This is a genomic window from Bacteroides faecis MAJ27 (assembly GCF_900106755.1).
GTDB classification, from domain to species: Bacteria; Bacteroidota; Bacteroidia; order Bacteroidales; family Bacteroidaceae; genus Bacteroides; species Bacteroides faecis.
Genome location: NZ_FNNN01000041.1, coordinates 22,251 through 30,853, shown reverse-complemented (window position 1 = coordinate 30,853; position 8,603 = coordinate 22,251). Strand labels below are relative to the sequence as shown.

Below are 8,603 nucleotides of genomic sequence, written 5' to 3'. Positions count from 1 at the left end.
GTTTCAAGCAGGGGAAACTAAAGTTTCAAACCATCTGGAACTGGAGTTTCAAGAGGCAAGAAACCTCAGGAAACAACCGGAGACGGGAGCAGAGGACCGCATGAGTGGATAAGGAGGAACGCATGATTGAAGTGAAATGAACGCACGAGTGGAGTAAAAGTACCGCACGATTCAACCAACCCGACCATAACAATGTCCCGATTAACCTGTTCTCTTAGGAAGAACAGGAGTATGGACATAAGCGAAAAAAGCATTTATCACACAATAATAGAGGGAGTATCAGATCTTAATACCTGATATATCAATTATTAACAGATGGAACGTCAATTATTAATAGTTGACAGATAAGAGGTTAACATACTGAATATAAAACTATAACATCAAGAAAAATGTGTATTAAAGCATGAATATAGAGTGAGAGCAAATGCCTGCTACCACACTGCTACCACACTTGCTATCACAGCTGTAACAACGATGAATAAGACGATACAAGCAAAAAGTGAGAGCATGGGAGCAAAACATATACTAAATTCACTTGGAGAGAAAAAACTGCTAAATTCTAGTTATAAATAAAACATCTCAGTCAGATAGAATCGCTAACTTGAAAATAAAAGAGAGAAGTTTATAGAAAAGTTACTATCTAAGAAATCCAGAGGGAGAATCCGATACTTTACTTCAAGTTCTGCAAAGCGGCTCTCTTTGAGTTCCACTTTGAGTTTCTCTTTGAGTTGAACGACATCAAAATCAGCTTTTCCGAATATCAGTATCTTCATAAGAATACTTTATACACATAATTGCAGATAAAGCATGTAAGATTTACGCAATGCCGCACTGTTTTGCACATTCTATCATATTTTAAAGCTGCTTGGTATCTTATGAACACAAAGAAACAAACCACTCAAAACTTAATACAAAAAAACGATGCTGCACCAGAATATTCCGAAGCAGCATCGAATCTATCTCAAGCTTTCAGATAGTAATAGAACTATATGAAATAACAATATTATTTTATCTTAAGGGCAAAGCCTCCTCCCGGAGCTAAATGGACTTTCAACTTACCACCCTTCTTTACCGGGAAAGACTCACACTTATAGTCACGACCATTCCGATGGGCATTCACACCATCTTTAAACAAAGTAGCATTATAAGATTTATCGCCCAGGAAAGAGCAGTCAACTTCAATATCACGTGCAGTCCAGTCTGTAATTCCACCTACATACCAGACATCTCCTTTCCGTCGTGCTGTCACAACATACTCTCCCATTTTACCGTCAAGAACGATACTTTCATCCCACACGGTTGGTATTTCAGCAATAAACGCTGTTGATTCCGGTTCACGCATGTAGTTGCTCGGAGTATCACACAACATATTAAAAGGAGATTCAAATATCATATACAGAGCAAGTTGACGGCAACGCGTTCCCTGACTCATCGGCTCCGAATAACAAGGATAATAATTACCTTTGGAAGCATTTCTCATCGCTCCCTGTGTATAATCCATCGGTCCGGAAACCTGACGAATAAAAGGAAGCATCACATCATACTTTACTTGATCTACCGAAGGAGCACTCCATTTCATCTGCTCCAGCCCATTTACTCCTTCGAAATTGAGCACATTCGGATAAGTACGATTCAAACCAGCCGGTTTATGAGTGCCGTGAAGATCGAGAATCAATTTATATTTAGCACACATTTCAGCAGCACGATAATTGAATGCGGTCATTTCCTGATCATCGCGGTCCATAAAGTCTACTTTGAAGCCCTTTACTCCCATTTCAGCATAATGACGGCAAACATTTTCCATATCCCGCTCGAACGCATGATAACCGGCCCAAAGAATAATACCCACATTTTTGGACGCCGCGTAATCCACTAATTCTTTCAGATCGATCTCCTTTACGACCTGCATCAAATCCGCCTGCAAATTCACTGCCCATCCCTCGTCAAGTATCACATACTCAATTCCGTTTGCAGAAGCAAAGTCTATATATGCTTTATAAGTCGGATTATTTACTCCGGTAACAAAATCAACGCCATCCAGATTCCAGTCATTCCACCAGTCCCATGCCACCTTTCCCGGTTTAACCCACGAAAGATCACTCAGACGGGAAGGGGCACCCAGCAGGTAACTAAGATTGGTTGCGGCAAGATCTTTATCGGTTGTCGTAACCACAGCTATACGCCAGGGGAAGTTTCTTGGCTGGTCCACTTTTGCAATGTAGTCTTCATGCTCCTTTACCAACATCTGAAGCTGATTGTGTCCACCCTGCACTGTACGTTTCGGATAAGGAGCGTGTTTACTGCTCAAACAGTTTCCACCTTTCTCGGCAGAAAGATAAAGTCCCGGATAATTCTCCAGATCAGACTCCGTGATACAAATCTTCACACCTTCGCCTGCATCCACCACCAACGGCAAAAACATCAGGCGTTGTTTATTCAGTTTCGACAGTTTGTCTGTTGTATACGTATTCTCGAAAGAATTAAAAAACTGTGAGTTATAATCACCATCTTTGCCGCTTCTTACATAAGGCACGGAGGCAACCATATCCGACGGGAAACAATAATCGGATACTTCATCTATAACGTGGAAAGGCTTTTTACCCCGATTGACAAACCGGTAGGCAATACCATCATTGTATGCACGAAACTCTACATTCCAGTCTTTTTTGAAACGCAATGTCAGTTCGTTATAATGATCTCTCAATTCGTTGGCACGGTAGAAAGGAGAAGGTATCATCTCGTCCACACTCTTTCTGGAGGTTCCGGATAATTTCGCTTTTTCTCCCCAGACATTCCCGTTATCCAATGTCATGGATATGGGAGAAGGAGCAAGAATCTGCCTGTTGTTGCAAGTGATATCATAAGTCAGCCGGTCACCTATGCTAATCGTCGTTTTCAGATTTCCATCGGGTGAGACCAGGGTAAACTGCTTTTGAGCTTGCAGTGAAAGCGTACACAATACGCATAATAACAATAGAATTGTAAGTTTCTTCATGGTTGTAACTATATATTAGATTTCAAAATAATTATTCCGCACTAAAGCGCTTCGTCTGTACATCACGACTATTCGTACCGATCATCACGTCAAACTCACCCGGTTCGTAGATATATTGCAATCCGGAGTTATAGAATTTCAGATCATCCTCCGTAATCACAAATTTCACTTCGCGGCTCTCTCCTTTCTTCAGGAAGATGCGTTCGAAACCTTTCAGTTCCTTCACCGGACGCGCTACCTCCGCATAAATGTCACGCAAATAGATTTGTACTGTTTCATAGCCGTCACAATCTCCTCGGTTGGTTACGGTAACAGAAGCTGTCAGAGTCCCGTTTTTGGGCAAGGTTTCCGAACTGAGTTGCAGGTCACCATATACAAAATCGGTATAGCTCAAACCGTAGCCGAAAGGATAAAGAGGTTCGTTACTCTCATCCAGATAATTGCTGGCATATCGGTTGAAAACACGATTGTCCGGGTCCGGGCGTCCCGTATTCAGATGATTGTAAAACAGAGGAAGTTGTCCCACCGAACGAGGGAACGTAGTGGTCAACTTACCACTCGGAACGACTTTACCAAACAAAACATCGGCAACGGCATCTCCTGTCTCACTGCCTCCGAACCATACATTCAGAATAGCAGGAACATGTTCATTCTCCCAGTTCAACACCAAAGGACGACCGGTAAACAGAAGCAGCACCACAGGCTTGCCTGTTTTCACCAGTGCTTTCAACAAGTCCTGCTGAGCATCGGGAATCTCCAGATTAGTGCGGGAAGGGGACTCCCCGCTCATTTCGGCACATTCGCCCACAGCAGCCACAATCACATCTGCACGGGCAGCCGTACGCAATGCTTCGGCCAACAATTGCCGATCGTTGCCACGTTCCAACGGACGGATGCCGACAGCTCCTTTTTCCATTTCCTCATCATAATACACATTGCTGCCTTTGGCATAAAGAATTTCTGCCTTGTCTCCTGCAGCCGACCGGATTCCTTCCAGCAATGTGCCATGTCCGGACGGAGTGCAGGTCATGCTCCACATACCACACATATTATTACGTGCATCTGCCATCGGACCTATTAAAGCTATTTTTCCTTTTTCCTCCAGTGGAAGAAGATTCTTTTCATTTTTCAGAAGGACAAACGTCTTTGCTGCAATCTCACGTGCAGCAGCACGATGATCAGCCGTATAAAGTTCTTTTTCTACACGCAGTGTATCGCAATATTTATACGGATCGGCAAATAAGCCCAGCTTATACTTGGCTTCCAACACACGGCGGCAAGCTGTATTAATTTGTGCTTCAGTGACTTTTCCTTCTTTCAGTGATTCTTCCAATGTATTCAGAAAGCCGCAGGAAACCATGTCCATATCCGTTCCCGCCTGCAAAGCGCGGACAGAAGCTTCCTCCAAAGGAGCTACCCCATGAACGGCCATTTCAGCAATGGAATTGTAGTCTGTAACCAAAAGTCCCTGAAATCCCCATTCGTCACGGAGTACATCTGTCAGCAACCATTTATTTGCCGTAGCCGGAATACCATCTACTATATTAAAGGAACTCATCACACTACCGACACCTGCCTCAACAGCAGCCCGGTAAGGAGCAAAATATTCATTATACATGCGCAGATGGCTCATATCGACCGTATTATAATCTTTACCGGCTTCTGAAGCTCCATAAAGAGCGAAATGTTTCACACACGAAAGAATTTCATCTCTTCCCTGCATATTATTCCCTTGATAACCACGCACATAAGCCTTTGCCAACAGTGATCCCAGATAAGGGTCCTCACCGCTTCCTTCGGCAATACGTCCCCAACGAGCATCCCGGCAGATATCTACCATCGGGCTGAATGTCCAGCAAATGCCATCCGCACTGGCTTCAATAGCAGAAATTCGCGCCATCTGCTGAACAGCCAACGTGTCCCAACTGCATGAGAGTGCCAACGGTATCGGAAAAATCGTTTCATAACCATGTATGACGTCCGCTCCGACTATCAAAGGAATCTTCAACCGGGTTTCTTCTACAGCCAGCCGTTGCAGGTCATAAATCTTTTTAACCCCTTTCACATTGAAGAAGCCACCTATTTCCTCTTTGCGAATCATATCGCCAAGCTCGGTATTCATCACAGAGCCTGTCACCAAATCGCCACCGGAAGGAAGGTTCAACTGTCCCAACTTCTCACGAATAGTCATTTTACCCATCAGATCCGTTATAAAACGATCCATTTCCGCATCTTTTCCTCCACCGGACGCCGAACAGGAAAAGAATGTTATGCCACAAAGGGCACCCAACACCAGATTTCTTATTTTCATAAGCTCTTCAAATTATTTATTTACTTTTCTGACTTAACCTTCTGTATAATAATGACTGTACCTGTCAGCAGCATCTATTTCGCCAAAGTTAACACTTCCTTCTAAATAATGAGACATATATTCACAAAATAGATTATTTATCTCTGCCAACTGATTCTATACTATAGACGGTTCAGAAAGAAAAAGCCACATTAATTCAGAGCTACAAATTTTCCATCTTTAATATAAATTGGTGTTATCACCGGATGTTCCGTTTGTGAATTCGGTGCATGGTAAGAAATCATCAACCTGCCTTTCAGGTCTTTGAACACCATCGCGTGTCCGCCATCATCGCTATTTAATGTTTCGGGTTCCTGTACCCAAGGTCCCAGAATGTCACCGGACGCTGATATCGCTTGTCCGATAGCATATTTTCCATCTTGCTTCCGGAAACTGGACCACAACATAATTAGTTTGCCGTCATCCAGGCGATGAATAAAAGGAGCATCCGTAACATAGCCCGTCACTCCGGAACTTGTAATAGTACCTGCCCAGGGAGCTTCTGAAGCTTTGAACAACAAATGCGGATCACCTTCGGTCGTCTTCAGATCTTTCGCCAGCCGTTGAGCATAAATCTCACCATCTACAGCCTCCAGCCACTCACGGCAGAACAGCAACCAGGGATTTCCTTCTTTATCGATATACAAAGAGCCATCCAGACACATCCAGCCGGAAGGAGTTATCGCCTTATTTACAAGCGGGGTAAATGGCCCCTTCGGGCTATCGGAAACCAAAATAGAAGTACCCCGCTTCACTCCTGTATTGCTGAAAGTGGTAAATAAATAATAGCGTCCTTCATATTCATACACATCCGGTGCCCAGAAATCCTGTTGTCCCCAAAAGTCACTTTTCGCTATAAAAGAATAGCCCTCATCTTTCCACGTTGACAAGTCTTTACTTTTATAAACCCTGATTTTCAAGTTATTATTAAAATGAAGGTAATACATCGAAGTTTGCTTGTCGACCAGAATAAACGGGTCTCTCAAACGCAGACTCGATATAGGAATAGTGAAACTTTCTTCCTCCGCTTCACCCGGACCGGCAGAGGAAGTCTCCCCATCATCATTACTACAACTGACAATACATGCTCCCATCAACAGCAAGAGCGAAAGAATAGAATGCTTTAATTTTTTCATATCTCAATGATTAGTTAGTAAAATTCTTATTTACAATCCTATACCGGATAAACCGGGAGCTGAAGCCTGTATGCTTCATCGCTTTGCAGAAAAGCTACCTGCTACAACTCCCTATCTACTTACCTATTGAATACTGATAAATAAATTCATAATCAATAATGAGGATTCTGCTCAATATGAGAATTTTCAATAATGACCGAAGTAGGTATCGGGAACAGGAGATTCTTCTCTGAGAAATTACTGCTGTATTGCTTACCGGTTTCTACGTATTTCCCCATTCGAATCAAATCTTCCCTCCGTTTTCCTTCATACCAGAACTCCCAGCCTCTCTCTTTCAGGATCCAGTCTCGCAATGACTCCTTATCCGGAAAATCGGACAATTGCTTCATTACATCCTCTCCTCCTTCAGCAGCCTGTTCCATCGCTGTAAACTCTATCTCATCAATCCAAAGATCATAGCCGCTGCCTGAATTTCCCAAGGCAAGGAACAGGGCACAGTTTTTATCTTCCGTAGCCTTGCCTGTCTGCGTTGAGAATTCCTTAACTTCGCCAGCCTTCAAAGATATAGTTTCCATATGGCTCAATGGTCCTTCAATACGAATTTCAAACTGAACGTCTTTCGAGGCTTTCAGCTTCATCTTTATCGAATACTTGCGTCCTTTTGCCACCAAAGGCTCTGTCCGCATTTGCAAAGTCCAGAATTCCGTACCAGAAGATTCCACCTCCACATGCAAGCAATTTCCATTGTTCAACGTGTTGTTTTTATCCACATTATACTTCCAGGCAGATCCACCGGCCTGATCATAATTATTCATTGAGAATATACCTATTACATCATCGGCAAATTCCCCGTCAAAACTCTCTTTGAAAACGGGAGTCGCAGGCAGAGAAGTGCCGAAACCAAATGCACGTTTCCGGATATCATTAATCAAGTTAACGCTCTCCTGATTAGGACCATTCAGTTCATTCAATGCTTCTGCCTTAAACAACAACACTTCCGCATACCGATCGAGCACTTTGTCATTGCCTGCCCAAGTACCGGTGGCTTCAGGATCAATCCCATATTTCAAAGGCAGAGCTCCTACATCACCGCTTGCCCTCAAATCAATGGTAGCACCGGATTTTGAAGTATATTCGGCTTGTGCCAGAGCTCTTCTGCGATCATTTTCATCAAACGTATCATAGAACTCCCATGGCATCCGGTGTCCGGACCATCCTTCCACAATGTTTCCATGAGGTGAAGCATAGTCTCCCGGCAAGATATTGGCATAAGTATGATTACCATAATCGGCAAGCGGTTCCGCCCTCACGACAAACATCAATTCCTTATTGCCTTCATTCTGGGCAGAAAATATGCTTGCATAATCCTTTTCCAGTTCATAATAATTCAAACCGATTATTTCATTGGCTGTTTCCAAAGCATTCTGCCACAGTTTTTCGTGCATGTAATATTTCAGCAAATAATGAAGCGCAGCTCCTTTTGTGATACGTCCGTATTCAGCTTGTTCTATCGGAAGCGCGTCGGCGGCAGCCCGTAGTTCTGTTGTTATAAAAGTCCCGACTTCCTCTGCCGTCGGTCTATAAGGTTTATAATCCGGGTCCGGATTAATCGCCTGGTCGGCTTCCAGAATCATCGGCATAGGACCATAAAGCCTATATAAATCGAACATAAAAAATGCTCTGAGTGCCCGAACTTCCGCAATATACAAGTCTTTCACCGATTGTGTCACCGGAGACTCCTCCATTTTCGCTATTGTATAAGTGCAACGGGTGATATTAGGTGCCATCCAATTATAGAATCCTTTCACCATCTGATCGGCATCCGTCCACGTGCCATTCAGAAAAGCAACCCATGACCATTTGGTAGTCCATTCTTCTGTTGAAACTTCGTCCATCACAAAAGAACTTCCATCGCAGAATAAATAAGGTCCCCAGCCTTTTTGGCGCAATTCATAATAAAGAGCAACAGTGGCAGCCGAAAGATCGGCAGGAGTACTAAACGCATTTCCAGTATCTACTACTCCGTACAAGTGAGGTTCCAAATTACCCTCACAGGCTGCAAACTGAATGCTTATAAATAGTAATATTAGTTTTTTGACAAATTTCTTCATGACATTCCAGT

5 protein-coding genes are annotated in these 8,603 nt (G+C 43.3%); all 5 read right to left on the bottom strand.

The window, feature by feature from the left end; genetic code table 11:
- Positions 1-596: 596 nt before the first annotated feature.
- The 5 genes from BLW31_RS24580 to BLW31_RS22355 all read right to left on the bottom strand — a co-directional run bounded on the left by BLW31_RS24580 (position 597) and on the right by BLW31_RS22355 (position 8,592).
- A complete protein-coding gene (locus BLW31_RS24580) occupies positions 597-773 on the bottom strand; it encodes a hypothetical protein (protein ID WP_022301860.1) in 177 nt (58 codons plus the stop codon).
- Between the two features lie 230 nt (positions 774-1,003).
- A complete protein-coding gene (locus tag BLW31_RS22370) occupies positions 1,004-2,995 on the bottom strand; it encodes a retaining alpha-galactosidase (protein WP_010539077.1) in 1,992 nt (663 codons plus the stop codon).
- A gap of 31 nt (positions 2,996-3,026) precedes the next feature.
- A complete protein-coding gene (bglX, locus tag BLW31_RS22365) occupies positions 3,027-5,306 on the bottom strand; it encodes a beta-glucosidase BglX (protein WP_010539079.1) in 2,280 nt (759 codons plus the stop codon).
- A 191-nt stretch (positions 5,307-5,497) separates the two neighbouring features.
- Entirely contained in the window at positions 5,498-6,481 is a 984-nt protein-coding gene (locus BLW31_RS22360; RefSeq protein ID WP_010539080.1) for a glycoside hydrolase family 43 protein, read from the bottom strand.
- Positions 6,482-6,633: 152 nt separating this feature from the next.
- Positions 6,634-8,592 (bottom strand): RagB/SusD family nutrient uptake outer membrane protein, encoded by a 1,959-nt coding sequence (locus tag BLW31_RS22355; RefSeq protein ID WP_010539081.1) that lies wholly within the window; start codon positions 8,590-8,592, stop codon positions 6,634-6,636.
- Positions 8,593-8,603 lie beyond the last annotated feature (11 nt).

Coding starts and splice junctions, on each gene's coding strand:
- bglX (WP_010539079.1), bottom strand. CDS start 5,306: ATGAAAATAAGAAATCTGGTGTTGGGTGCCCTTTGTGGCATAACATTC.
- BLW31_RS22370 (WP_010539077.1), bottom strand. CDS start 2,995: ATGAAGAAACTTACAATTCTATTGTTATTATGCGTATTGTGTACGCTT.
- BLW31_RS22360 (WP_010539080.1), bottom strand. CDS start 6,481: ATGAAAAAATTAAAGCATTCTATTCTTTCGCTCTTGCTGTTGATGGGA.
- BLW31_RS24580 (WP_022301860.1), bottom strand. CDS start 773: ATGAAGATACTGATATTCGGAAAAGCTGATTTTGATGTCGTTCAACTC.
- BLW31_RS22355 (WP_010539081.1), bottom strand. CDS start 8,592: ATGAAGAAATTTGTCAAAAAACTAATATTACTATTTATAAGCATTCAG.